Raw genomic sequence first — 24,219 nt, 5'->3', positions numbered from 1 at the left:
GGAATAGGTCGAGGGTCCGCCGCGTTGAACAAACCCGTGACTCTTCCCGACACATCGACAGCACCCGAGGCCTCCGCGTTGCGCGGCCTCTTCGAGCCTTTCGAGGTCAAATCACTCTCGTTGCGCAACCGTTTTGCGATGGCCCCGATGACTCGCGCCTTCTCTCCTGACGGAATCCCCGGCGCCGACGTGGCCGAGTACTACCGTCGTCGCGCAGCGGGCGGGGTCGGCCTGATCATCACGGAAGGCACCTATATCCCGGACCCGGCAGCCGGCCCGCACACCCGCGTACCGCGCATCTACGGTGATTCGAGCCTGGGCGGCTGGAAGTCGGTAGTCGACGCCGTGCACGCCGAGGGTGGATCGATCATTCCTCAGCTGTGGCACCTCGGAGTCGAGCGCGGCGAAAACTCGCGTCTGAACCCCGAGGTCGAAACCGTCAGCCCCTCCGGCCTGGCGCTGGACGGCACCCGTCTGGGACGAGAATTCACCACCTCGGATCTCGACACCGTGAAGCAGTCGTGGGTCGACGCCGCACTCAACGCGAAGAACACCGGTTTCGACGGGCTCGAGTTGCACGGAGCGCACGGCTACCTGCTCGACGAATTCCTGTGGGCCGGAACCAATGTCCGCACCGATGAATACGGCGGATCACTGGAAGCCCGCACCCGTTTCCCGGCCGAGGTCGTCGCCGCAATCCGAGAGGCTGTCGGAAACGAGTTCGCGATCGTCTACCGATTCTCGCAGTGGAAGTCCGGCCACTACGACGCTCGTATCGCCCAGAGCCCGGCTGAACTCGGCCGCATCCTCACTCCCCTGGTCGACGCCGGCGTCGACGTTCTGCATCCGTCGACGAGGCGCCACTGGGAACCGGCGTTCGCTGAATTCGACGGTGAAGACGGCAAGCTCGGCCTCGCCGGCTGGACGAAGAAGCTGACCGGGTTGCCGACCATCACCGTCGGCTCGGTCGGACTCGACTCCGTGTTCACGACGGCATTCACCGGCGACGCCGCATCGGCTGTCACGGGGCTGGAGCGTCTCGAAGCTCAGTACGATAGGGGTGAATTCGACATGGTTGCCATCGGACGCGCGCTGCTCGCCGATCCCGAGTGGGTCGAGAAGCTCCGCACCGGACGCGCGGACGAGCACATCGCATTCACTGCAGAACATCGCACGCACCTGAACTGACCTCGCACGACAGAACGGCACTCCCGCGATTGCGGGAGTGCCGTTCGTGGGTCTACCGGAAGTTCTAGCTGCCGAGCGTGACCGGGTCGGGGCCGATGCGGCCGGCCGGGTCGTCGAGAGCACCGATCGCGTTGATCTGTTCCGGCGTCAGTTCGAATCCGAAGACATCGAAGTTTGCGGCGATACGTTCGGGGGTCACCGACTTCGGAATCACCACGTTTCCGATCTGCAGGTGCCAGCGGATGATCACCTGAGCCGCGGTGACGCCATGAGCGTCGGCGATAGCGGTGATGACGGGGTCACCGAGAACAGTTCCCTGGCCGAGCGGGCTCCACGCTTCCGTCGCAATTCCCTTGCCGGTGTGGAAGGCGCGCAGTTCGGCTTGGTTGAACTTGGGGTGAAGCTCGATCTGGTTGAGGACCGGCACCTCACCGGTTTCACCGATGACACGCTCGAGGTTCTCGATGGTGAAGTTGGAGACGCCGATGGATCGAACCCGTCCGTCGGCCTTGAGCTTCTGGAATGCCTTGAAGGTCTCGACGTACAGGTCCTTGGACGGAACCGGCCAGTGGATCAGGTACAGATCGAGGTAGTCGAGACCCAACTTGTCGAGGCTTGCGTCGAAGGCAGCTAGCGTCGAGTCGTAGCCCTGATCGTCGTTCCACAGTTTTGTCGTGATGTAGAGGTCTTCGCGGGCGATGCCGGATTCGGCGATCGCGCGGCCGACGCCCACCTCGTTGCCGTAGATCTTGGCGGTGTCGATACTGCGGTAGCCGGTCTTCAGGGCGGTGGAGACGGCTTCCTGCGTCTCGTCGTCCGGAACCTGGAACACACCGAATCCCAGTGCGGGGATCGTCTTACCGTCGTTCAGAACAATGGTCGGTACAGAGGTCACATCGTTGGTCTCGGTCATATGTGGATCCAACGCACGGGCGCCAGGAGGCATTCCCCACCGAACCTCCTCTTCGCACCCTTGTCGCACCCGAAATGCCGGTCTACCTTGGAATACAAGTAATCGAATCGCCTCGAGAAAAGAGAGAGCGATGAATCTCGGATATCGTCTCGCCTACAAGGTCGGCGTCACTCCCTGGGAGCACACCGGTCACGGCTTCGACGCTCAACTGTCCGGCCTTCTGGATGCGATTCCCCTCCCGGAAGGTGGCCGTGCACTCGATATCGGTTGCGGCACCGGACGCCATTCCATCGAGCTGGCGCAACGCGGGTGGCACGTCACCGGCGTCGACGCCGAACAGGAACCGCTGGACAAAGCGCGCATTCACGCGCGTGAAGCACACGTCGACGTCCGGTTCCTCCACGAGGACGCGGCAGACCTGCACATTGCTGTCGACGGCGGGCACATGCTGGTGCTCGACATCGGCTGCTTTCACGGGCTCACCGATCATCAACGACGGGACTACGGGAGGTCGGTCAACGCGATCACCGCACCCGGGGCGTCCATGGTGATGTTCGCATTCGGGCCAGGTCACCGTTGGCCGATGCCACACGGCGTCTCCGAGGAGGACGTCATGCGAGTATTCGACGGTTGGTCGATGGCCTCGAGTACGGCTGCCGACGTGAGTGAATCGCCACTTCCGGTCCGTGCGGCACATCCGTGCTGGTACCACCTGGTCCGTGACTGACTGCTGTGCGCCTTTATTAACCGCCCGCGGTTAATAAAGGCGCACAGCACCGATTAACACAGGCGCACAGCTCCGGGGATACTTCTCAGGTGACTGCAACACTGCGCATCAGCGGCCTCTCTGCCTCCCGGGGAGAACGCACTCTGTTCTCCGACCTCGATCTCACCGTCGCGCCCGGCGACGTCATCGGCCTCGTCGGCGCGAACGGCGCCGGCAAGTCGACGCTTCTCACTGCACTGGCGGGAATCGGAACTGCCGACGTCGAAGGTTCGATCATCCTCAGCCCGCCAGACGCTGCGGTGGGCTATCTCGCGCAGGAACCCGACCGCATCGAGGGCGAGACCGTCCTCGAGTTCCTCGGCCGACGCACCGGCGTCGCGCACGCCGAGGCGGTCATGAACGCCGCGGCCGAAACCCTGGCTGAAGCGGAGGAGGATCTGTACTCTCCGGCTCTCGAACGCTGGCTGGCTCTCGGCGGCGCCGATCTGTTCGAGCGCGCTGAGAAGGTGGTCGAAGAACTCGGGCTCGGAGTTCCGCTCGATGCTCACATGACGGCGTTGTCCGGCGGTCAAGCCGCACGCGCCGGGCTCGCGTCGCTGTTGCTCTCGCGCTACGACATTCTCCTGTTGGACGAACCCACCAACGATCTCGACCTGCGGGGTCTCGAGCAGTTGGAGCGATTTGTCGCCGAGACCCGAGCGGCGCTGGTTGTCGTGAGCCACGATCGCGAGTTCCTCTCGCGCACCGTCACGGGGATCGTGGAACTCGATCTGGCACAACAGGACATCGCCGTCTACGACGGCGGCTTCGAGTCGTACCTCGCCGAACGCGAGATCGCCCGCCAGCACGCACGCGAGGCGTTCGAGGAATACGCAGGCACCCGCTCCGATCTCGAAGATCGCGCACAGATGCAGCGCAACTGGATGGAACACGGCGTCCGCAATGCGCGCCGTAAGGCCAAGGACAACGACAAGATCGGACGCGGATTGCGGACCGAGTCGACGGAGAAGCAAGCCGCGAAGGCACGCCAGACCCAACGTCGCATCGAGCGACTCGAAGTGGTCGAGGAACCGCGCAAGGAGTGGGAACTTCGCATGGAGATCGCAGCAGCTCCGCGGTCCGGATCCGTTGTCGCAACCACGAATGGCGCCAAGGTAACTCGCGGTCAGTTCACGTTCGGTCCGGTCACGACACAGATCGACTGGGGCGATCGAATCCTCGTCACAGGCGCGAACGGGGCAGGCAAGACCACCCTCCTGAACGTTTTGCTCGGCAAACTCGTCCCGGACGAGGGCATCGCGTCGCTGGGCTCCGGTGTCGCGATCGGTGAGATCGATCAGGCGCGTGGATTGTTCGAAGGTGATCAACCAGTCGTGGAGGCCTTCGGCGCTCAGGTTCCGGACTGGCCCGATGCCGATGTCCGTACTCTGCTCGCCAAGTTCGGCCTGCGCGGACACCACGTACTCAGATCTGCCGCTTCCCTGTCCCCCGGCGAAAGAACAAGGGCTGCACTTGCTTTGCTCCAAGCTCGCGGCGTGAACCTACTGGTACTGGACGAGCCGACGAACCATCTCGACCTTCCGGCGATCGAACAGCTCGAGCAGGCGATGGAATCCTTCGAAGGGACCCTCCTCCTGGTCACTCACGATCGACGCATGCTGCAGTCCACCCGAAGTACGCGCCGGTGGCGAATGGAGAACGGACAGCTCTTCGAGGAGTAGCCAACCGACTCTGCTTGCGCAGACAACCCGCGTGTGCAACTATTTATCAGGCGCACGCAATAGTTGCATGCGCGGCATAGGTGGGCACGGGCGACACGATCGCCCGTCGAACCGCCACACCCAGTCTTGAAAGGCGCTCTTCAATGTTGTCGATCCCCGACCGCACACTGACTCACGGAACCACCGGCGAACCGATCACCATCCCGCAACTCGGGTACGGCGTTTTCCAGGTACCGGACGCACAGACCGAAGAGGTCACTGCCACCGCTCTCGAGATCGGCTACCGCCACATCGACACGGCCGCAATCTACGGAAACGAAGCCGGTGTCGGCCGCGCCATCGCTAGTTCGGGTGTTCCGAGGTCAGAGCTTTTTGTCACCACCAAGTTGTGGAATGACGATCAGGGCCACGACCGATCGCTCGCCGCGTTCGACACGAGCCTCGACAAGCTCGGCCTCGACTTCGTCGACCTGTATCTGATCCACTGGCCGGCACCGGCAAAGGGCCTGTTCGTGGAGACGTGGACCGCTTTCGAGGAGATCCTCGCCTCCGGCCGTGCCCGTGCGATCGGCGTGTCCAACTTCCTGCCCGAGCACCTCGAACTGCTGGCCGAGCACAGCTCGATCACCCCGGCCGTCAACCAGATCGAATTGCACCCCAGACTGCAACAGCACGCGTCACGGGAGTACGCGCGAAGTCGCGGCATCGAAATCGAGGCATGGAGCCCACTGGGACAGGGAACTATCCTCGACGACCCGACCATCGGGAAAATCGCTGCAGCACACGGAAAGAGCCCAGCGCAGATCATTCTGCGCTGGCATCTCGAACAGGGACACACCGTTCTGTCGAAGTCGGTGACACCTGCCCGCATGCGCGACAACGCCGCAATCTTCGACTTCGCACTCGATACCGACGAGTCAGCTGCCATCGCAGCGCTGAACACCGACAGCCGTGTCGGACCCGATCCAGTCGAATTGAACTGAATCGAAACGGCTTCAGGAATTTTCGTGGGGAGTCAACGTCAGCAGCACGGAATCGACGGACTGCTCGGCCAGGAGCGCGTCCAACGGTAAGTGACGGAACAACGCTCGGTAATAGATCGGCGACGCCAGGGCATCCAGGACGAAGTCCAGGTCGAAGTCGCTCCGAATGTCGCCGCGTAGCCGCGCCGATTCCAGCACTGCCGCAGTGGAATCGCGTCGTGGCTGAAAGAATGCCGACTGGAAATCCCGCGCCAATTCCGGGTCCGCCGCCAGATCCGCGACCAACGCGGGCAGGATCCGCCCAACTACCGTTTCGCTCAGTCCCACAACCAATGTCGTGATGCCGGCGACCAGGTCTGCCCTGAGATCGCCGGTGTCCGGCGTTGGATCAGTGCCGATGTGCGCCACGACGACGTCGACCACCAGATGCCGCTTCGACGGCCATCTCCGGTAGATGGCGGGTCGATGCACGCCGGCTCTCGTCGCCACCGAACCGATCGACAGCTCCGCATAACCGTTCTCCCCCAACAACTCCAGGGTTGCCGCCAGTACGGCGTCGTCGATCCGCTCGTCGCGGGCGCGCACCATCTACAGCACCGGTCGCGGCATGAGCACCAGACGCCAGCCGTCGGGATCTTCGAAAGTCATCCCCGCATTCTCCTCCCAGTACGGATTCTCGGCGCCAACGGGTTCGTGCCCTGCTTCACCCAACCGCTGAACTACCTCGTACATCGCCGACTCGCCGGCGAAGTAGAGCACCAACAGGTTGTCCTGCGTCGGCGCCGGGCACGGGCTTCCGTCTTCGTGGGTCGTGAATTCGAGGTGATAGTTCGAATCCGGCAGCCCCAGCATGATTCCGTCGTACCCGGCATGACCGGAGAACCGGTAGAGCTCGGGCAATCCCAGACAGTCGCGATAGAACGCAATCACGTCGTCGAGCCTGTCGGTGGGTCGCGCTATACGCACTTGCACTACTGCGAGTTCGTTCGGCCAAGTTGCCATTAAACAGTACAGTACGTACCGTAATGTTTCGAGAAGATGGCCGCCAGCCTCCCGACGGCAGCTCGCTGCAACTACAAGCGATCATTCTCCGGAAACGCCGCTTTGGGCATGAACGTCGGCCTGGCGAACAGCACAGAGAGATTGGTGGGCTGCGACTCCACCGGGCGATCGGACCGATACAGCAAGGCCTGCTGCGGGGTACTCACCCATTCGCTGGCGAAAATCTCACCGATACGGCCCACCGGCACGTGCGATCCATCCTCGAGTCGAACGGTGACGTCTGCCCCGGCGTCCGACTGGCCGTACACGACCCACCACGATTCACCCTCAACGTCCCCTGGAGTGCGCTGACCGATACCGATGACGGCACCTTTTTCCATCGCATCGCGCCAGACCACTTCACGCCCTTGCGGTCCCACGCTGTAGCTACCGTCCTCGCGCACCTGCACGACGAGGCAGGACTTCTCGAGCACCAACTTTTCGACCACCATGCGACGCCCCTTCTGTTGCCTGAACCCTATCCGCCGACACCACCCAGAAACGGCATCTTCGCGGTTCATGTTGACAAACTGTTGGGTTTTTACAACACTTTGATGCATGAGCCCAGTCCGACGGGGAGACGCGCTCCCCATCTTCAATCGCATCGGAGTGCTTCGCGCCGAGCGGAAGATGAGTCGGGCCCAGCTTGCACAACTCGTCGACGTCAACCCGCAGACGGTGGGGGCGCTCGAACGCGGCGATCACTACCCCAGCCTGGATCTCGCGTTCAGGATCTGCTGGGTATTCGACCTTCCGGTCGAAGCGGTGTTCTCCCGGACGGAGTTCGGGCCGCTGTCGACGGAGGTCTACCGGAATGCACTGTCGACGGAGGTCTACCGGAATGCACCGTCGACGGAGGTCTACCGATCTGACCGCACTACCGAGGGGAGTGAAAAGCCCAGTGCCTGAATCAAATCTGATCGACCGCTACCAGGCCCACCGCACTCGGCGGTTCCTGCAGAACGAGGAGACGTTCCGACATTGGCTCCCGAATTGGCGAACCCGTCGACGTCGGCGGATGCTCGTCATCGCCCTCGGAGTCCTGTTCGCCACGATGGTTGCCATCGGCATAGCGTGCCTGTTCAACCCACTGTTCGCGGTGGCATGGCCGGTCCTCACCCTGTTGTTCCTACCGACGTGGTCTTCACTTCAAATCGTGTCGGGCAGGCAAGGGGATGCGCCGCGGCATGCTCTGGACGAATGGGAGATCCAGCAACGCAACGACGCCCGTTCCGTCGGGTTGAGCGTGACTCAATCGTTGGTCTTCATTGTCGCCATTTTCCTCATTTTCACCTCGTCGGTGCAGTGGAATGTAGAGAGACTGCCTTACTCGGGAGGTTTATTGGCACTGACTGCAATGCTGATCGGCGCGTGCACGCCCGCGATGATTCTCTCGTGGACCAATCCAGACCCGGATCCGATTGATTCCGAAGAGTTCGACCTCTGACCCGTATTACCGAAGCGCACCACTCGACCGATGGGAAGGACCCATGTCAGCCACCCTCACGATCGACGGCATCTCGAAACGCTACGGCGACGTCGTTGCACTCGACAACCTCAGTTTCGAAGTGCGACCAGGCGAGATCTTCGGATTCGTCGGCAGCAACGGCGCCGGCAAGACGACCACGATGCGCATTGCGCTGGGTGTGCTCGGAGCAGATTCGGGGGAAGTTCGCCTCGGCGGCAAACCCGTCGACCTCGACGTGCGTCGCACTATCGGATACATGCCGGAGGAACGCGGCCTCTACCCCAAGATGAAGGTGGGCGCGCAACTTTCCTATCTGGCCGAGCTACATGGACTCTCGAAAGCCGATGCGCATGCGGCGACAGAGCGCTGGACCGAACGTCTGGGTATCGCCGAACGCGTCAAGGACACCGTCGACTCCCTGTCCCTCGGTAATCAGCAACGTGTGCAGCTCGCGGCCGCGCTGGTTCACGATCCAGCGGTACTCGTTCTGGACGAACCGTTTTCGGGCCTTGACCCCGTAGCGGTCGATGTCATGAGTGACGTGTTGGTCGAGAAGGCTCGCACCGGTGTTCCCGTAATCTTCTCCAGCCATCAGCTGGATCTGGTGGAGCGCTTGTGCGATCGCGTGGGCATCATCAGCCGCGGCAGCATGCGAGAGATCGGAACCGTCGACGAACTACGAGGCAAGGGCGACGGCCGAATCGAAGTCTTCGCCCCTGACGCGCCGGTCGGCTGGGCACACCATCTGATCGGTGTCACCACACTGAGCCACCTCGACGGTCGAACGCTCCTGAGCGTCGACGGAACCGCCGACGATCAGCAGATCCTGCATGCAGCGTTGAAAACCGGACCGGTGCACGAGTTCACGCTACGACGTCCGTCACTGACCGATCTGTTCCGAGAGGTAGTAGCCGCATGAGCAACCAGTTGAGCGGAGGTCGAGCCATCGGGTTGGTCGCCCGACGCGAATTCATGACGCAGATCTCGAAGAAGAGTTTTGTGATCAGCAACGTCATCATCCTGGTCGCGATCGTCGGCGGCATCATCGCCTTCTCACTCTTCTCCGGCGGCGACGAGGACAAGTCGAAGATCGGCTTGGTCGGCAACCAATCACTCAGTGCCACGATGGTGTCCATCGGCGACACCCTCGGAAATCCGGTGACGGTGACGGAGGTTTCCGACGACGGAACCGCACGAAACCAGGTCAAGGACGGCGACTTCGACGTGGCCGTGATCGCTGGATCGGGCGGCGGCGTCACTGTCGTGACCAAGAAGGAAGTGCCCACGAATCTGCGCGCCGTCATCGAGAGTTCCGTTGCACAACAAGCACAATCGAATGCGCTTTCCGCTGCGGGGATCGACCCGGCTCAGCTCGCCGAAGCCACGTCCACCGCAGTGGTCACCATCGATGCCATCGATCCCCCGGATCCCGAACAGGGCCAACGCATAGCGATGTCGATCGCTGCTGTGGTGCTCCTGTACATGCAGATCCTGCTGTTCGGAACGTACGTGGCGATGGGCGTCGTCGAGGAGAAGTCCAGTCGCGTGGTCGAGCTGCTGCTCTCCACTCTTCGTCCGCTGCAGTTGTTGTGGGGCAAGGTTCTCGGAATCGGTGCTGTCGGCCTGATGCAGATGGCTGCCTATGCCGTCGCGGGCGTCGCCACCGGACTGGCGACGGGCGTCCTGACCGTGACGGGCACCGCAATCGGCGTTCTGTTCGGCACTCTCGGGTGGTTCATTCTCGGCTTCCTCTTCTTCGCCGTGCTGTACGCCGCCGCCGGGTCCATGGTCTCGCGGCAGGAGGACGTCAACGCCACCGCGATGCCTCTAGCGCTGCTCGTCATGGCGATGGTCAGCGTGGCTTTCGTTTCGGTGAGCAATCCAGAAGGAACCCTGAGCAACGTGTTGAGTTGGATTCCGCCGTTCTCGGCAATCCTCATGCCCCTGCGTATTTCCGCCGGTGTTGCTTCTCCGTTCCAGATCGTGGGAACGATTCTGCTGATGCTGGTGGTGACCGCTGCGTTGTCGATGATCGCGGCAAAGATCTACCAGCGCTCCATCCTTCGTATCGGCAAGGTCGTGTCATGGAAAGAGGCGTTCGGACGCTGATTCTCCAGCGCACAACTGGCGCCACGCGATCCCGGCGGCACCCCGTCCAGGTAGGTTCATCCTGGACGGGGTGCTGCTTACTTGGAGGACGTTGTGCGAATCTCGGCCGAAGAACTACTCACTGCGGTACTCGATCCCGAGAGCTTCGTCTCTTGGGACTCCCCGCCCGTCGACGTCGGACCTGGCCCGAAATACGCAGAAGACCTGGCGAAGGCCCGCGAGAAGAGCGGAGTGGACGAGTCCGTCGTCACCGGTGTCGGTACGGTTCGGGGCCGTCGGGTCGCGGTAATTGCCTGTGAATTCAGCTTTCTCGCCGGTTCCATCGGAGTCGCCGCGGCCGAGCGGATCGTGACCGCCGTCGAACGTGCTACGGCAGAACAACTCCCGCTGCTCGCCTCGCCCACCTCCGGCGGAACGCGGATGCAGGAGGGCACCGTCGCCTTCGTTCAGATGGTGAAGATCGCTGCGGCAGTGGCTGTTCACAAAGCGGCACACCTGCCCTACCTGGTATACCTGCGCAATCCCACCACCGGCGGGGTCTTTGCCTCGTGGGGATCCCTCGGCCACATCACCGTCGCGGAACCCGGTGCTCTGGTGGGATTCCTCGGACCCCGTGTCTACGAATCGCTGTACGGCGAAAAGTTTCCCGACGGTATCCAGACGTCCGAAAACCTGTATCGCAACGGCGTTATCGACGGCGTCGTACCCGTCGACCGCCTCCGTCTGCTGGTCAATCGAGCGCTATGCGTGCTCACCGATCCCCCGGCCCCGGCGGCCACGGACCCGATTCCCTCACCCGAGATTCCCGATGTTCCCGCCTGGCAGTCGGTGATGCTCTCGCGCCGGGCCGATCGACCCGGCATCCGGCAGTTGCTCCGCCATGCCGCAACTGAACAGGTACCGCTCAGCGGCACCGGGCAGGGTGAAACCGACAAGACGATCTTGCTCTCGCTCGCCCGCTTCCGAGGCTTTCCGTGCATCCTGCTCGGCCAGGACCGCAGTGGCCAATCCGCGCTCACCACGATGGGACCGGCCGCGCTCAGGGAAGCGCGACGGGGCATGAAACTTGCCGAAGAACTACAACTCCCGCTTGTCCTCGTGATCGACACTTTGGGCGCGTCGCTGTCCAAAGAAGCTGAAGAACGTGGACTGGCCCCTGAGATCGCCCGTTGCATCGCCGACCTCGTGACGCTGAAGACCCCGACAGTGTCGGTGTTGCTCGGTCAGGGAACAGGCGGCGGGGCGCTCGCGCTGCTGCCCGCCGATCGGGTACTCGCGGCACAGAACGGGTGGCTCGCTCCCCTGCCGCCGGAAGGCGCAAGCGCGATCGTACATCGCGACATCAGTCACGCACCGGAGATGGCGGCAGCGCAGGGCATTCGTTCGTTGGATCTGCTTCGAGACGGCGTAATCGACGCGATCATTCCCGAAACGCCTGACGCGGCCGACGAACCCGTGGAATTCTCCAAGAGGGTAGGGGCTGCGATAGCGCACGAACTCTTCGTGCTTGCCGAAGAGTCGGACACCGATCGCCAGTCCTCCCGTATCGCGCGCTATCGAAACCTGGGAGTTCCGCAATGACGACGAAGGACCGGAATGCGCTGACGCTGCCACACAGTTACGACCGCGCGGCACTCGCTCGTTTCGAATTGTTCCTGTTCGCGGGCATCGCCACCGTGTTGATCACCCGCGCTTATCTGGCGGCAACGGGCTATCCCCAGATCGGGGGCGGCGCCCTCCACATCGCACACGTTCTCTGGGGCGGATTGCTGATGGCCGTCGCCATCGTCGCGACCGCCATCACCGAAGGCTCTCGCACGCGTGACCTGGCCACGCTCGTCGGCGGAATCGGGTTCGGTCTCTTCATCGACGAGGTCGGAAAATTCGTCACCGCCGACGTCGATTACTTCTACCAACCTGCCATCGCGATCATGTACGTCGTCTTCGTTCTCTTCTATCTTGCCGCGCGCGAGGTGGTGATTCGGCGCGGAATGAATGATCGTCATCGGCTCGCCATCGGGGCGCGAGCGCTCTCGGACCTCGCTCTCGGTCAGCTAGACGAGATCCAGTACAACCACGCCCTCCGCGTACTCGACGGCGTCGAAGACCGCAGCCTCACCGACCTCGTCGATTCGATCAAAGCCGGCCTGCATTCACAGACTCCGCCGACCGGCGGTATCGAATCGAAGATCACTCGTGGCCGCAACGCGTTCTTCCACCGTGCTGAGGAACTGCTCCGGCACCGTGTCGTCCGCCGACTGGTACTGACCCTGTTCGTACTGCAGGCTCTTCTGGCGATTGTCCAGGTGATCTACGCGTTGGTGTCCGAGAACGTCGTCGAGGCCGACGACGTCTCCGACCTGGTGGTCCAGATCTCCACCGTCGCAACCGGAGTTCTTGTGGTTCTGGGAGTGTGGTTCCTCTTCCGCGGCCCGTACCTGCGAGCCCTGAGACTCCTGCGTGCATCCCTCATCGTGAGTCTCCTGGTGACGCAGGTCTATCTGTTCACGCAGGACCAGTTCGGCGCGCTTTTCGGTTTCGCAGTGTCACTGTTCATGCTCGCGACACTTCGCATCGCGATTCGAAGCGAAGAGGCCGCCGCGGCTGTACCGCAGTAATTCTCTACCGCAGCGAGATCGCCGGCCGACTCGGTAGATCGCGGATCCCGCGGAGCGGGCTGAAGAGCAAGACCAATCCACACGGCGCGATCAGGCAGGCCATGATCCACATCGTCCCACGCGGTCCCACCGCGTCGCCGAGGTAACCTGCCGTCAGCGCACCGAGCGGAATGCTGCTGTGCAGCAGGAACATACTCGTTGCCACTACTCGTCCGAGGCGGTCCGGCGGACAGTAACTTTGACGGAAACTGCCGAGCACCACGTTGCACGACACGACACCCGCAACCATCACCATGCCGCCGATGCAGAACCAGAACAGGCCGGCACCGTACGTCGTCAGAGGCGCCAACAGGATGAACGGTCCCGTCACCAACTGACAGATGAGAACGCTTCGGGCAGTGCCGAATCTGCGGCCGAGCGGGCGCGCGATCATCGATCCGACAATTCCGCCCACCCCGGCAATCGCCAAGAGAAGCCCGAGTCCGAACTCCCCCACACCAACCGTCTTTTCCAAGAACACGATCTGAATCGTGGTGTACCCGGTGAGACCGAAATTGAGCAGAGTGCCGTAGACGACGATCGACCGCAGATACGGATCACCGGCAACGAATCGCAGTCCGAGCGCAATCTGCCGTCGCAACGGTTCCCGCTGATTCTGTCCGCGATGGACGGTCTCCTGCACACGAATCAGCCAGATGCATACGAAGCAGAAGGCGAACGTGAACGCGTCGACAACCAGACCGGCCGCAAGCCCGACAGTTGCAACCACCAGCCCACCGACGCTTGGGCCGATCACCCGAGTTGCGGCCTCGGCGCCCTGAATCTTCGAGTTCCCTTCGACAAGATCCGCTTCGGCGAGCACCGTGGGGAGATACGAGTGATAGGCCGCCTGGAAGAAGACCGTGGCTGTACCGGTGAGCAGCGCGACCAGGAGCAGGTGGCCGTATGTCATCGCCTCCAGGAAGCCGGCGATCGCGAGGCTCGCGAAGAGCAGCGCGCACGCAGCGTTCGCGATCATCATGATCGGACGCCGTGGCAGCCGGTCGATCCAGGCACCGGCAGGTAGTCCGACGATCAACCACGGCAACCACACTGCCGATGCCAGCACACCGATCTGGAAGCTACTCGCGTCCAGTTCGCGAAGCGCGACCAGCGGCAGTACGACGGTCGTGACACCGTTTCCGATACCGCTGACTGCGTCGCCGGTCCACAGCAGTCGGAAGTCACGCAGAGCGAGGACTCCCCAGAAGCCTGCGCGTTGCGCTGCACCTGTCACATCGATCCCCCTTTCCGTCCCTGGCTTACCCCACCCCTACGCGCCACTGGCCGACGGGACAGGCCCGCCCGGCGCAAAGGGACGGTACCCGCACCGCTACTGAGGCGCACCGCACTGACGGTGACCTAAGGTGTTTCAGGTCACCGGTAAGCGAAGTTCACGAGAGGACACACGTCGATGAGCTCTTCCGAGCAGGCGTCCCACACCACGTATGCCGACGCATATCGCGAGAGCATGGATCAGCCGGAGAAGTTCTGGCTCGACGCTGCGCGGGCCGTCGACTGGGATGTCGCCCCCACGAAGGCTCTCGACGATTCTGCCGCGCCGATCTATCGCTGGTTCCCGGATGCTTCGCTCAACACCAGCTTCAATGCCCTCGATCGGCACGTCCGCGACGGCCGCGGCGATCAGACCGCGCTGATCTTCGACTCCGCGATGGTCCCCACCAAGGCCACGTACACCTACACCGAATTGCTCGAGCAGGTCTCACTCTTCGCCGGCGTCTTGAAAGATCAGGGTGTGGTGGCGGGCGACCGCGTGATCATCGACATGCCGATGATTCCCGAGGCCGCGATCGCGATGCTCGCGTGTGCGCGAATCGGCGCGGTGCATTCGGTGGTGTTCGGCGGCTTTGCGGCCAAGGAACTCGCAACCCGTATCGACGACGCCGGTCCAGTGGTGCTCGTGACGGCGTCCGGCGGCCTCGAACCCGGACGAACAATCGAGTACCTGCCGATGGTCGAGAAGGCTCTGCAACTGTCCGCCACGCCCGCGCACACCGTGATCGTGAAGAATCGCGAGCAGATTCCCGGCGCAGCTGCCGACTACAAGTCAAGTGCCGCAGCCTGGTTCGACTGGGACGAGCTGATCGCTGATGCAACTCCTGCCGACCCGGTGTCGGTCGCCGCGACGGATCCGCTCTACATTCTCTACACCTCGGGAACGACCGGTAAGCCCAAGGGCGTCGTCCGGGACAACGGTGGCCATGCCGTTGCCCTGACGTGGACGATGAAGAATCTCTACGACATCAGCCCCGGCCAGGTCTGGTGGACCGCCTCAGACGTCGGTTGGGTGGTCGGCCACTCCTACATCGTCTACGGGCCACTGCTCGCCGGAGCTACGACGGTCATGTACGAAGGCAAGCCCGTCGGGACCCCCGATGCAGGTGCATTCTGGCGCATCATTTCCGAATACAAAGTGTCGGCACTCTTCACCGCTCCGACAGCGATCCGCGCGGTCCGCAAGGCCGACCCGGATGCAAAAGAGCTTGCCAAGTACGACATCTCGTCGCTCGACACACTGTTCGCGGCCGGCGAGCGCTTGGATCCCGACACCTACGAGTGGGCTACTCGGATTCTCGATCGCCCGGTGGTCGATCACTGGTGGCAGACCGAAACCGGTTGGGCCATCTGCGCGAACCTGCGCGGCCTCGAACCGATGGAGATCAAAGCAGGCTCACCCACCGTCGCCTGCCCCGGATACCGCGTCGAAATCGTCGACGGCAAGGGCGAACTCGTGGGTCCGGGCACCGAGGGCAACATCGTGATCGGCCTGCCGCTTCCTCCCGGAACACTCGCCGGACTGTGGCGTGACGAGGACCGGTACGTGAAGTCCTACCTGTCGACTTTCGAAGGCTATTACCTCACCGGCGACTCCGGATACATCGACGAGGACAACTACGTCTTCGTGCTCGGACGAAGTGACGACGTGATCAACGTTGCCGGACATCGCCTTTCGACCGGAAGCATGGAGGCCGTCGTCGCCGGCCACCCGGCTGTCGCCGAATGCGCGGTCATCGGCATTCACGACGAACTCAAGGGGCAACGCCCCAGCGGCTACGTCGTGCTCAAGTCCGGCGTCGACATCGATCCCGAAACACTCCGACAGGAACTGGTCGCCCGGGTGCGAGACCAGATCGGTGCCGTCGCCACGTTCCGGGACGTCACCGTCGTCGCTGCACTACCGAAGACTCGTTCCGGCAAGATCCTCCGCAAGACCATGCGGCAGATTGCCGACAACGAGGAGTACACGGTCCCGTCGACCATCGAGGACGCGAGCGTACTGGACGAGTTGTCCAAACTCCTTCGCGGATAAGGATTCAGAGAATTCCCCTGCCTGGCTCGCATCGAACGTAGCAGTATGAACACGTTCCAGTTTTCAACGATTCAGACGGGCAGGGGAAGTTCGATGGGCAATTTGGACGGTCAGGTCGCATTCATCACCGGAGCGGCGCGCGGTCAAGGGCGCGCACATGCCGTCAAGCTCGCGTCCGAGGGCGCGGACATCATTGCGGTGGATCTGTGCGCGCCGGTCGCAACAGCGGGGTACGACATGGCCACCGAAGCCGACCTCGCCCAGACCGTCGCCCTGGTCGAAGCTCAGGGCCGGCGCATCGTCGCGTCCGTCGCGGACACTCGCGACCTCGATGCCCTGAAATCAGCGGTCGACGCCGGAGTCGAGAAGCTCGGCCGACTGGACATCGTGATCGCCAACGCGGGAATCGCGGCGTCGGCGAAATTGTCCTGGGACCTGAGCGCCGAAGAGTTCCGCGAGCTGATGGACATCAACGTCACCGGCGTTTGGTTGACGACCAAGGTGTCGATTCCGCACATCATGAACGGCAATCGAGGTGGATCCATCGTGTTGATCAGCTCGATGGCCGGGCTTCGAGGCGTGCCGGGTATCGCACACTATTCCGCGTCGAAGCACGCCGTTCGGGGGCTGGCGAAGTCTCTGGCCAACGAACTCGGCTGGGCGGACATTCGGGTCAACTCTGTACACCCGGGCAATGTGCGAACGACGATGATCGACAACGAACCGATGGTTCGTGCGTTCCGTCCAGACTTGGAGAATCCTGTCCTCGCCGATACCGCTCCGATCATGTCGAAGCTGAATCTGCTGCCCCACCCGTGGGTCGACCCCGAAGTGATTGCGGATGCGGTGTTCTATCTGGTGGGGCCGGCCGGGCGCGGGATCACCGGCATTGCGTTGCCGATCGATCTCGGCACCTCGGAAAAATTCGCCGGCGGCTGAAGGCCCGAACTGATGCAGAATTGCCTCTGCCGGATGGGTCTCGAGCACCATCCGGCAGAGGCAATTCCGGCTTGATCAAGCCTTCGTAGCAACAGAACAAGTAGTCGACAACCTCATAGGCGCTCCTCGTCTGGCGTGGGAAAAACCGTTGTGGGATGCGCAACAAACCCAAGACCCAGCGTAGAAGCATTTGGCCGCAAACGCGCGTCATTCGGCACTATTTTTTTGGATTCGGGCATACTGGACAACGCTCCCACCACGTATTATGGACCCGAGTTCACACTTACAGGGGGTAGGCACAGTGACGGTCAAATACGCCGTAATGGACCCGATTCACGGAAAAGTCGAGATCTCGTTCGATGTCGACACGGGGGTCGTCGACGTCCGAAACGGCAACTCACACGCTCTGTTGACGCGTCGAGTCGATGCCCCGCGCCGCGAAGGCACACCCATCGGAACGCGCGCCGCCGCCGACTTGTTCTTCACTGTCGGTGGCGACGAAGTCGAACTCACTGTCGGCAAAGGGTTTCTGTCCCGTCGCTCGTACTCTGTCTCGGCACTCGTCGACGGCGTGAGTTTGAACTTCGCCCCAGTCGACGACGCGAACAGTGCATTCACCCGCGACGGATTGCGGATCGGGCACTTCTCCAAGAACGAGGAATCCGATCCCAGACAGACCGACGCAGTCTGGTCGAGCACGCCGAGCACCGACGAACTTGTCATCGGATACGCCCTGGCCGAAGCCTTCGATTGTGGAGCACTCAACGGGGCTTTTGCGTTGATCGAATCACTGGTACTCGGCGGCGGATAGAGACCACTCAGAGCAGGTGGATTACCAGCAGAACAACGGCAATAGCTGGGAAAAGCACCTGCACGACGGCTGCGCGGGCTTTGTCGGGAGACGAGAGAATCAGCACCAGTCCCGCGGCAACCATCGATCCTGTGCCCGCCAGGACGAGGGCAATTCCGACCGACGCGGAGCCGGTCGCCGCAATCACGATGCCGACCGCTGACACGATCGCCAGGAAAAGGTTGTAAAAGCCCTGGTTGAAGGCGAGCGGCTGCGTGGTGATCGCCTCTTCCTCGGACTTCACGCCGAACGTGGCGCGGGTCTTCGGTGCCGTCCAGAGAATCGATTCGAGGACAAAAATGTATACGTGCACTGCTGCGGCCAGTCCCGCGAAGATGTAGCCGGCGACGTTCATCGGTGAGCTCCTGTTGCTTCGAGTGAATTCTGTATCGTTCGGTCCAATATATACTGGACCGAACGATACAGAAAGAGCGAGGCTTTGATGGGCAGATCACAAGAATTCGACACAACAGCCGTGGTCGCTGCCGCTTTGGACGTTTTCTGGGCACATGGGTACGAAGGCGCCTCTCTCGGCGACCTCGAATCCGCGACGGGGCTGAGTCGGTCAAGTCTCTACAACTCGTTCACCAACAAGCGCGGATTGTTCGACGCCGCCGTGCGGATGTACCTCGAACATGTCATCCGGCCACGTCTGCGCGGCCTCACGACAAATCCCGGGGCAGACGCCGTCGACGACTACCTTTACTCGCTTGAGCACGCGATCGGCACCATGACCGCCGACTCGCCTCGGCGCGGTTGCCTACTTCTCAATACGGCTGCCGGACTCGGCGCGCACGACGATGCGGTGGCAGCCGTGATCCGCGCCTATCGGCAAGAACTTGCCGTTGCAATTCGCAGCGGGCTACAAGCCACATTTCCGACCGAGACAGACGCCACGCTCTCAGACCGCACTCGAATCCTTCTCTCCTGCACAGTAAGTGCACTGGTCCTCGCGCGAGTTGATACCGAAGAGGCGATCGCAACTCTGGAATCCGCGCGCCGCCTGAACGAAGAGTGGCAGAGCCGGAACACGTAGGCCGTAACCGCACTGTCCGAGTGGGCATTCCGCGAAGTAGGGTTTCATCGATTGGAACTCGAGCACTCGATCCACAACCCACGATCGTGCCGAGTTGCCACCAAAGCAGGGTTCAGCGAAGAAGGTGTTCGACGAGGCTCCGCCAGGCACGCCGACGGCTGGCACGACATGCATGTCCACGCCCGACTACGTAGCGATCAGCCTTCGGCACCGACCCGCGCCGCGAGCGCAAGTGTCTGATCCACCAATTCCGCAACTCGCTGCGGCGCGACCGGTTCGAGGTCGAACAGAATTCGGTAGATGATCGGTGCCACCACGTGGTCCACTACCGAATCACCATCCACGTCAGCAGCTTCCGGCCAACGAGCTAGTATCACGTCGATCTGTGTCCGACAGAAAAAGGCGCACTTGAACTTCTTCGTACCGTCCGGTGCGTGCGTCTGGTCGTCGCTCATCAGCACATCTCGCAGCGATGCGCGACCGACGGGCGCAGACATCTCCTCCAGATAGTCCTGCGCCCAGATCGTCAGATCCCCTCGGAGCGAACCCGTTTCACGCGGGTCGGCGTCCGGTCGCAATCTCTCGATCGAGACGTCGGCAAAGACTTCGTTGATGTCGCCCCACCGCCGATAGATGGTCGACGGGGTCACACCCGCATCGGTCGCGATCATCGGCACCGTGATCTCTGCCCGATCACGCTGTTCCAACAACTTGCGCGCCGACGCATGCACTGCCTGTTGGATGCGCGCACTGCGGCCACCGGGGCGCGGACCTGCGGACGGACTCATAAATCAATACTAACGCAAAGATGTTGCATTAGGCTACGGCCAGGCGTAGCGTCCCAAACGCAAAGTATTTGCGTTTGAAGTCTTCACCACCCGCACGGGAAGCGCTACGACAATGACAACGACCATTTCACCACCGACCGAGAGCACTTCACGCCCACGCTTGGGGCGAGGCGTCGCTTTCACACTCATCGCCGTCATCATCGCTACGTTCCTGGGCGCCTCCGCGACCCCGACACCGTTGTACGAGCACTATCAACAGTTGTGGGGATTCTCCTCGCTCGCGTCGACGCTCGTGTTCGGCATCTACGCTCTCGCATTGCTCGCCACGCTCTTGACCGCCGGATCCCTGTCCGATCACATCGGCAGGCGCCCGGTCCTGCTCGGAGCGCTCGCCTTGGAGGCGGTCTCGCTCGCCCTGTTCGCCTCCGCCGATGGTTTGACCATTCTGCTGATTGCCCGGGTCGTGCAGGGTGTTGCCACCGGCGCTGCAATCAGCGCTTTGGGTTCGGCGTTGATCGACCTCGAACGCACTCCGGGACGCGGATCGATTATCAACAGCGTTGCTCCGACAGTGGGGCTTGCCGTCGGAGCCGTGGGTTCGAGTCTCATCAGCGAGCACCTGCCCAGGCCAACCAGCACTGTCTACCTGGTCCTTCTCGTACTCGTCGTCCTCGAGATCCTCGGGGTTTGGGCCGCTCCCGAGACTTCGGGCGGACGCCCCGGAGCCTGGCAGTCGCTACGCCCCACCCTTGCTGTTCCTCGCGAGGCCCGAACCATGATTGCGCTCACCGCACCGTGCCTGATCGCGGTCTGGGCGCTGGGCGGTTTCTACCTCTCGCTCGGACCGGCGCTGGCGCGCAACGCACTTGACGTTCACAGCTCGCTCATCGGTGCCATCATGGTCGCAACACTGACGGGATTCGGAGCCGCAGCGGTGCTCACCTTCCGCAAACTCGGCGGCCGAACCGTGATGCTGATCGGAACCACCGCCTTGGTGCTCGGGGTGGCAGTCACACTCATCGGTGCTGAAACATCCTCTGCAGTATTGATTCTGGTTGGTACGGCTGTTGCCGGGATCGGCTTCGGAGCAGGATTCCAGGGAACCATCCTCACTGTCATGCCGCTGGCCGAGAACCACGAACGCGCGGGGTTGTTGTCCACCGTCTACGTCATCGCATATCTGGCCAACAGCCTTCCGGCATTGCTGGCCGGCTACCTGGTCGGCAAGGTGGGGTTGGTGGATACGACGCGTGGCTACGGAGCACTCGTCATGGTTCTCGCGGCCGCCGCACTGATCGGACTGCTGGTCACCGGCGAGCGAAAGGTCGAAGCTGTCTCCGTGTCGGAGTAGGTGTCCCCCGATCGGTGGACACACCGTTCCTCCTGCACAGGGTCCGGGGAGTGGACATACGACATCGATCCGCTCCGACATAGTTGTCTTCGAGAGAGCCAACCGAACGCTCACCCGGACAAAGGACACCGACGATGACGAACCCACGCTACGTAGTTGCCGCAATCACAGCTCTGGCCGCCGGCGCCCTCACTTTGGGATTGAGCGGAATCGCCAGTGCCGGAACTCTTCCCACGACCGGCAACACCATCACGATGACGATCAGCAACGACACCGAACAGACAATTCATCTCGAAGGCGCCGACAACCCCTACGGACAGTGGATGCAGAGCCCACGCCAGTCGCTCGCGCCCCACGAGACCGAAATCGTCACGGCATACAACCAGGACCCGCGCGGCCTGACGGTCGACGTCGCCTATTCCACTCCCGGCGGCGGACAAGCCGTCTTCATGGCCAACGACTATCCGCAGTTCGACACCGACGGAACTCGCACCACCGACCCTGATCACTACTTCATCTCGAGCTACATCGACGGCTACTACCCGAACCTGAGCGTCGGGTACCACCTCAGTGCGGTGTGACTGCAGCAGTCGTCATAAGTAATCCATCTGCCTCTCAGACGCACTCGTTCTTGGACATTCGTCCGGCGCGCGGGAAGTGTTGAACACGGCCCCGCACGACCAGGCACACGCCCCGCTGCCGGTGGCCCGAACATCAACGGGAGAGGGAAAACCACAGTGCGACTACCCAACCAGTTTCTGATCTACGTCAGCGATGCCGCCTCCGCAGCAGCGTTCTACGGCGAATTGTTCGACGCGAAGCCTGAGGTCCTCAGCCCTCGGTACATGACCTTCGACCTCGGCGGCGGCGTGGTCCTTGCACTGTGGAGCGGCAAGTCCCGCGACCTCGATCCCGCGACTCCGCGCAATTTCGAAGTCGGCATATTGGTCGACGGCGGGAGCAATGAAATTCGGGCGATCTACGACGAGTGGGTGGCCAAGGGTGTCGAGGTCGTCGAAGAGCCAAACGAAGATGTCTTCGGTCTGACATTCGTCATTTCAGATCTGGACGGAAACCGCCTCCGCGTAGCGCCCGCAGATCACTGAGCACTCAGCCCTTGATCTCGCCGTACCGGCGCAAGGCTTCCTCACGCTCATGCGCGTGATCGACGATCGGGTCCGGGTAGTCGACCGGGCGCATCGCCTTCAACGAGTGGACGGCCTTCCCGGGAACATCGCGGAGTTCTGGAACCCACCGACGGACGTATGTGCCGTCGGGATCGAACTTCTCTCCCTGCGTGATGGGGTTGAAGACGCGGAAGAAGGGCGAAGCATCTGTGCCCGACCCTGCAGTCCACTGCCACCCGTGCTGATTGGAGGCCAAGTCACCGTCCACCAGATGCGACATGAAGAACCGTGCGCCACGCCACCACGGAATGTGTAGGTCCTTCACCAGAAAAGAGGCGACGATCATTCGCACCCGATTGTGCATCCAGTTCTCGGCCGCGAGTTGCCGCATGCCGGCATCCACGATCGGGAAGCCGGTCTTGCCCTCACACCAGGCCGTGAAGGCGGCGTCTGCGTCTACTCCACCGTCGTGACGTAAACGGTCGAACTTGTCGTCGTAGTTTTTCCGCGCGCTGTCGGGGCGTTGAAACAGGATGTCTGCGTAGAAGTCTCGCCACGCCAACTGGCGACGGTAAGCCTGAGCGCCGTCGCCCAGTCGCTTGGAGAGATCTGCCAACATCGTTCGCGGATGGATCGTGCCGTACTTGAGCGGAATCGACATCCGGCTCGTGGTGTCGAGGTCAGGCCGATTTCGTTCGTCGTCGTACCGGTCAAGATCGTTCTCACAGTATTCTTTCCACTGTTCGAGGGCGCCGACCTCACCGACGAAATCGCTGACGGAGGCGGATGGCGCGGGGATACTCACCCGGCGCGGGCCACCCTCCTTGTCGCTCGGATCGAACCAACGGACCGTCTGCGCATCGGTCGACGCGGGGCCCCGCCAACCGTGTTCCATCCACTGACGGAAGTACGGCGTGAACACCTTGTACGGATCACCGTCCGCCTTGGTGACGCGTCCGGGCGCCACGGCATACGGAGATCCGGTGGCGATCAACTCCACCTGCTCCGCCACGGCCGCGTCGCGCCGTCGGCCGTAGGGTCCGTAGTCGGCACTGATGTGAACTTCTTCGGCGCCAACGGATTCCGCTACACGGGGCACCACGTCCGCCGGATCACCTCGAACAACCATCAGTTTTCCGTCGAGTTGATGATCGAGCGCCGTCAAGTTGGCGAACAGTTGATCCTGACGGGGTGAGCCTGCCGGTCCGAGCAGGTTCTCGTCGAGAACGAACAAACCCAACGTCTGCCCGCCGGCATCCGACGCTGCACTCAGGGTGGGAAGGTCACCTACCCTCAGATCACGTCGAAACCAGACCACAGAGTTACTCACCCAGTCGAGCCTACCGATCAGATCCCAGAACGCACCCCACCGCACGAGCTGCAAGTTGCGCAGCTCGTTCTGTTGTCGGTTCGGAAGCGAGCCCGAGCAGTCGCTGCCGGTGCTCCTCCCCGAGCAGCAACGTGTACAACTGATCCGCGCACAGCGCAGCCTTCTGGCCGTGCTGATCGATCAATATCTTCTCCAGAAAGGCAATCGACTTGGCCGGGCCGGATTCGTAGAACGCGGCGGCCAGTTCCGGGAACTGCACGGCCTCGCCGATCATCATGCGGTGCAGCGCAATCGAGTTGTCGCTGTGCAGGGCGACGACGATGTCCACTGCAGCGGCGAGCAGGTCCGACTGGTCGCCACCGGCGTTCTCGACATACGCGTGCTGACGCGAAACAGCAGCAGCGAAGACCGCGGATTTGTCGCCGAAATAGCTGTACACGGTGCGCTTGGCGACGCCGGCCGCCGTGGCAATGGCGTCGATGGTCGTTCGAGCGAACCCGACTTCTCGAAACGAGTCGACCGCAACGTCGAGAATCTCGTTGCGTCGATCAGCTCGCTCCGCGTCGCTGGTTCTCCCACGTCTGCGCGGTTGCTCCATCAAGTCCCCTACTACCGTGCCACTCAATTAATGCTACGTTGACGTTTCATTATTTCGAACAC

General features: G+C 62.3%; 27 protein-coding genes. 18 read left to right on the top strand and 9 right to left on the bottom strand.

The window, feature by feature from the left end; translation table 11 throughout:
• The first annotated feature begins 36 nt into the window (after positions 1-36).
• A complete protein-coding gene (locus tag AC3WQS_RS04110) occupies positions 37-1,188 on the top strand; it encodes an NADH:flavin oxidoreductase (protein ID WP_492711671.1) in 1,152 nt (383 codons plus the stop codon).
• 64 nt (positions 1,189-1,252) lie between these two features.
• On the opposite strand, the gene AC3WQS_RS04105 is transcribed toward AC3WQS_RS04110, so the two are convergent.
• Positions 1,253-2,101, bottom strand: coding sequence for an aldo/keto reductase (locus AC3WQS_RS04105; RefSeq protein ID WP_019744860.1), 849 nt, complete (start codon positions 2,099-2,101; stop codon positions 1,253-1,255).
• A 130-nt stretch (positions 2,102-2,231) separates the two neighbouring features.
• On the opposite strand from AC3WQS_RS04105, the gene AC3WQS_RS04100 reads away from it, so the two are divergent.
• The 3 genes from AC3WQS_RS04100 (at position 2,232) to AC3WQS_RS04090 (ending at position 5,532) form a co-directional block, all read left to right on the top strand.
• A complete protein-coding gene (locus AC3WQS_RS04100) occupies positions 2,232-2,828 on the top strand; it encodes a class I SAM-dependent methyltransferase (RefSeq protein WP_020908736.1) in 597 nt (198 codons plus the stop codon).
• Positions 2,829-2,917: 89 nt separating this feature from the next.
• Complete coding sequence (locus AC3WQS_RS04095; protein ID WP_472795472.1) at positions 2,918-4,549, top strand: ABC-F family ATP-binding cassette domain-containing protein; 1,632 nt, start codon at positions 2,918-2,920, stop codon at positions 4,547-4,549.
• Positions 4,550-4,692: 143 nt separating this feature from the next.
• A complete protein-coding gene (locus AC3WQS_RS04090; protein WP_492711673.1) occupies positions 4,693-5,532 on the top strand; it encodes an aldo/keto reductase in 840 nt (279 codons plus the stop codon).
• A 12-nt stretch (positions 5,533-5,544) separates the two neighbouring features.
• Here AC3WQS_RS04090 and AC3WQS_RS04085 read toward each other — a convergent pair whose 3' ends face one another.
• The 3 genes from AC3WQS_RS04085 to AC3WQS_RS04075 form a co-directional block, all read right to left on the bottom strand.
• Positions 5,545-6,120 carry a TetR/AcrR family transcriptional regulator gene (locus AC3WQS_RS04085; protein WP_007733408.1) on the bottom strand — a complete coding sequence of 192 codons (576 nt, stop codon included), beginning with the start codon at positions 6,118-6,120 and terminating at the stop codon, positions 5,545-5,547.
• Positions 6,121-6,534: a VOC family protein gene (locus tag AC3WQS_RS04080; protein WP_080909125.1), complete on the bottom strand. Its 414-nt coding sequence runs from the start codon at positions 6,532-6,534 to the stop codon at positions 6,121-6,123.
• A gap of 71 nt (positions 6,535-6,605) precedes the next feature.
• A complete protein-coding gene (locus AC3WQS_RS04075; RefSeq protein ID WP_492711674.1) occupies positions 6,606-7,025 on the bottom strand; it encodes a hypothetical protein in 420 nt (139 codons plus the stop codon).
• A gap of 106 nt (positions 7,026-7,131) precedes the next feature.
• On the opposite strand from AC3WQS_RS04075, the gene AC3WQS_RS04070 reads away from it, so the two are divergent.
• The 6 genes from AC3WQS_RS04070 (at position 7,132) to AC3WQS_RS04045 (ending at position 12,768) form a co-directional block, all read left to right on the top strand.
• Complete coding sequence (locus AC3WQS_RS04070) at positions 7,132-7,482, top strand: helix-turn-helix transcriptional regulator (protein WP_020970449.1); 351 nt, start codon at positions 7,132-7,134, stop codon at positions 7,480-7,482.
• Positions 7,475-8,020 carry a hypothetical protein gene (locus AC3WQS_RS04065; protein WP_020970450.1) on the top strand — a complete coding sequence of 182 codons (546 nt, stop codon included), beginning with the start codon at positions 7,475-7,477 and terminating at the stop codon, positions 8,018-8,020. Before AC3WQS_RS04070 ends, AC3WQS_RS04065 begins: the two co-directional genes overlap by 8 nt.
• A gap of 43 nt (positions 8,021-8,063) precedes the next feature.
• Positions 8,064-8,960 carry an ABC transporter ATP-binding protein gene (locus AC3WQS_RS04060; RefSeq protein ID WP_019744869.1) on the top strand — a complete coding sequence of 299 codons (897 nt, stop codon included), beginning with the start codon at positions 8,064-8,066 and terminating at the stop codon, positions 8,958-8,960.
• A complete protein-coding gene (locus AC3WQS_RS04055; RefSeq protein WP_492711677.1) occupies positions 8,957-10,150 on the top strand; it encodes an ABC transporter permease in 1,194 nt (397 codons plus the stop codon). Before AC3WQS_RS04060 ends, AC3WQS_RS04055 begins: the two co-directional genes overlap by 4 nt.
• A 93-nt stretch (positions 10,151-10,243) precedes the next feature.
• Positions 10,244-11,731 carry an acetyl-coenzyme A carboxylase carboxyl transferase subunits beta/alpha gene (locus AC3WQS_RS04050; protein ID WP_020908744.1) on the top strand — a complete coding sequence of 496 codons (1,488 nt, stop codon included), beginning with the start codon at positions 10,244-10,246 and terminating at the stop codon, positions 11,729-11,731.
• A complete protein-coding gene (locus AC3WQS_RS04045) occupies positions 11,728-12,768 on the top strand; it encodes a hypothetical protein (protein WP_492711679.1) in 1,041 nt (346 codons plus the stop codon). Before AC3WQS_RS04050 ends, AC3WQS_RS04045 begins: the two co-directional genes overlap by 4 nt.
• 4 nt (positions 12,769-12,772) lie before the next feature.
• Here AC3WQS_RS04045 and AC3WQS_RS04040 read toward each other — a convergent pair whose 3' ends face one another.
• The gene (locus tag AC3WQS_RS04040; protein WP_021332237.1) at positions 12,773-14,044 is read right to left on the bottom strand and encodes an MFS transporter; all 1,272 of its coding nucleotides are present in this window, start codon (positions 14,042-14,044) and stop codon (positions 12,773-12,775) included.
• A 177-nt stretch (positions 14,045-14,221) separates the two neighbouring features.
• Between AC3WQS_RS04040 and AC3WQS_RS04035 the strand changes: the two genes are divergently transcribed.
• The 3 genes from AC3WQS_RS04035 (at position 14,222) to AC3WQS_RS04025 (ending at position 17,888) form a co-directional block, all read left to right on the top strand.
• Positions 14,222-16,138, top strand: a complete 1,917-nt coding sequence (locus AC3WQS_RS04035) for a propionyl-CoA synthetase (RefSeq protein WP_492711681.1) — start codon at positions 14,222-14,224, stop codon at positions 16,136-16,138.
• 93 nt (positions 16,139-16,231) lie between these two features.
• A complete protein-coding gene (locus AC3WQS_RS04030) occupies positions 16,232-17,077 on the top strand; it encodes a mycofactocin-coupled SDR family oxidoreductase (protein WP_020970454.1) in 846 nt (281 codons plus the stop codon).
• Between the two features lie 301 nt (positions 17,078-17,378).
• Positions 17,379-17,888 carry a hypothetical protein gene (locus AC3WQS_RS04025; RefSeq protein ID WP_223304422.1) on the top strand — a complete coding sequence of 170 codons (510 nt, stop codon included), beginning with the start codon at positions 17,379-17,381 and terminating at the stop codon, positions 17,886-17,888.
• Positions 17,889-17,895: 7 nt separating this feature from the next.
• Here AC3WQS_RS04025 and AC3WQS_RS04020 read toward each other — a convergent pair whose 3' ends face one another.
• Positions 17,896-18,282 carry a DUF1304 domain-containing protein gene (locus tag AC3WQS_RS04020; protein WP_029255997.1) on the bottom strand — a complete coding sequence of 129 codons (387 nt, stop codon included), beginning with the start codon at positions 18,280-18,282 and terminating at the stop codon, positions 17,896-17,898.
• A gap of 87 nt (positions 18,283-18,369) precedes the next feature.
• Between AC3WQS_RS04020 and AC3WQS_RS04015 the strand changes: the two genes are divergently transcribed.
• The gene (locus AC3WQS_RS04015) at positions 18,370-18,963 is read left to right on the top strand and encodes a TetR/AcrR family transcriptional regulator (protein WP_492711684.1); all 594 of its coding nucleotides are present in this window, start codon (positions 18,370-18,372) and stop codon (positions 18,961-18,963) included.
• Positions 18,964-18,975: 12 nt separating this feature from the next.
• Entirely contained in the window at positions 18,976-19,203 is a 228-nt protein-coding gene (locus AC3WQS_RS04010) for a GNAT family N-acetyltransferase (protein ID WP_302622414.1), read from the top strand.
• On the opposite strand, the gene AC3WQS_RS04005 is transcribed toward AC3WQS_RS04010, so the two are convergent.
• Positions 19,161-19,751 carry a TetR/AcrR family transcriptional regulator gene (locus AC3WQS_RS04005; protein WP_020970457.1) on the bottom strand — a complete coding sequence of 197 codons (591 nt, stop codon included), beginning with the start codon at positions 19,749-19,751 and terminating at the stop codon, positions 19,161-19,163. The genes AC3WQS_RS04010 and AC3WQS_RS04005 overlap by 43 nt on opposite strands.
• 112 nt (positions 19,752-19,863) lie before the next feature.
• On the opposite strand from AC3WQS_RS04005, the gene AC3WQS_RS04000 reads away from it, so the two are divergent.
• From AC3WQS_RS04000 to AC3WQS_RS03990, 3 genes are all read left to right on the top strand, one after another.
• A complete protein-coding gene (locus AC3WQS_RS04000) occupies positions 19,864-21,102 on the top strand; it encodes an MFS transporter (protein ID WP_046379047.1) in 1,239 nt (412 codons plus the stop codon).
• Between the two features lie 134 nt (positions 21,103-21,236).
• The gene (locus tag AC3WQS_RS03995; RefSeq protein ID WP_069146443.1) at positions 21,237-21,683 is read left to right on the top strand and encodes a hypothetical protein; all 447 of its coding nucleotides are present in this window, start codon (positions 21,237-21,239) and stop codon (positions 21,681-21,683) included.
• Positions 21,684-21,839: 156 nt separating this feature from the next.
• On the top strand, positions 21,840-22,208 hold the full coding sequence (locus AC3WQS_RS03990) for a VOC family protein (protein ID WP_020970460.1): 369 nt from the start codon (positions 21,840-21,842) through the stop codon (positions 22,206-22,208).
• 4 nt (positions 22,209-22,212) lie between these two features.
• Here AC3WQS_RS03990 and AC3WQS_RS03985 read toward each other — a convergent pair whose 3' ends face one another.
• Positions 22,213-23,559, bottom strand: a complete 1,347-nt coding sequence (locus tag AC3WQS_RS03985; protein WP_031333757.1) for a cryptochrome/photolyase family protein — start codon at positions 23,557-23,559, stop codon at positions 22,213-22,215.
• Between the two features lie 10 nt (positions 23,560-23,569).
• Positions 23,570-24,157 carry a TetR/AcrR family transcriptional regulator gene (locus tag AC3WQS_RS03980; protein WP_021345249.1) on the bottom strand — a complete coding sequence of 196 codons (588 nt, stop codon included), beginning with the start codon at positions 24,155-24,157 and terminating at the stop codon, positions 23,570-23,572.
• Between the last annotated feature and the right edge of the window lie 62 nt (positions 24,158-24,219).

It is taken from the genome of Rhodococcus sp. FW305-130, assembly GCF_058788335.1.
The sequence above is the reverse complement of the archived record's forward strand: the minus strand, read 5'-3'. Positions and strand labels throughout refer to the sequence as shown.